The following is a 1,074-nucleotide window of genomic DNA, read 5'->3' as shown; positions in this document are numbered from 1 at the left end:
GCTGAGCCGGGGCCCCCACGCCGCCGTCCGCCCCGGGAAGCTCGCCGCCAGCACGTCCACCATGGTCGCCGCGGCGGTCGAGGCCCCGGGCGAGGCGCCGAGCAGGGCCGCCAGGGAGCCGCCGGCCGAGGTCACCAGCTCGGTCCCGAAGCCGACCATGCTGCCGCGGCCCTCCGTGGTCTTGAGCACCTGCACCCGCTGCCCGGCGGTGATCAGCTCCCAGTCCTGGGCGCGGACCGACGGGACGAACTCCGCGAGCGCCGCGATCCGGTCCTGCGGGGTCTGGCGCAGCTGTCGCACCAGGTAGGCCATCAGGCTGCGGTTGTCCCGGGCGGCGGCCAGCAGGGTCGGCAGGTTGCCCCGCCGCACGGACCGCACCAGGTCGGTGAGCCGCCCCTGGGTGAGGAACCGCGGGGAGAAGGCGGCGAACGGCCCGAAGAGCAGGTGGTCGCGGCCCTCCACGACCCGCCGGTCCAGGTGGGGCACCGAGATCGGCGGTGCACCCGGCGCTGCGTGGCCGTACAGCTTGGCCCGGTGGGCGGCGACCAGCTCGGGCCGGTCGGTGCGCAGGAACTGGCCGCTGATCGGGAAGACGCCGTACCGGCGCACCTCGGGCACCCGAGCCGCCTGCAACAGCGGGAGGGTCCCGCCGCCGGCACCCACGAAGACGTACGGGGTGCGCAGCTGCCGCCGTGCCCCGGTGCGCCGGTCGCGCACGTCCAGGTGCCACCGGTCCCCGCTCCGCCGCAGCCCCCGCGTCTCCTGGCCGAACCGGACGTCCGCGCCCCGTGCGGCCAGCGCGGACAGCAGCCGGCGGGTGAGCACGCCGAAGTCGACGTCGGTGCCCTGGGCCGAGCGGGTCGCCGCGATCGGCTGACCCGGGGGTCGCTGGTCGAACACCAGCGGCAGCCACCCGGCGAGCACCGCCGGGTCGTCCGAGAACTCCTGGCCGGCGGCTCCCTGGCGGCCCTGCTCGGCGCCTCGCCCGGGGCCTCGACCGCCGCGGCGACCATGGTGGACGTGCTGGCGGCGAGCTTCCCGGGGCGGACGGCGGCGTGGGGGCCCCGGCTCAGC

General features: G+C 77.5%; 1 protein-coding gene. It reads right to left on the bottom strand.

What is annotated here, in order from left to right; genetic code table 11:
• A partial coding sequence (locus tag G5C62_RS27240; protein WP_164703443.1) for an FAD-dependent oxidoreductase occupies positions 1-1,074 on the bottom strand: 1,074 nt, incomplete at both ends.

The sequence above is a fragment of the Modestobacter sp. KNN46-3 genome (genome assembly GCF_011039295.1).
This window is presented reverse-complemented; position numbering and strand designations above follow the sequence as displayed.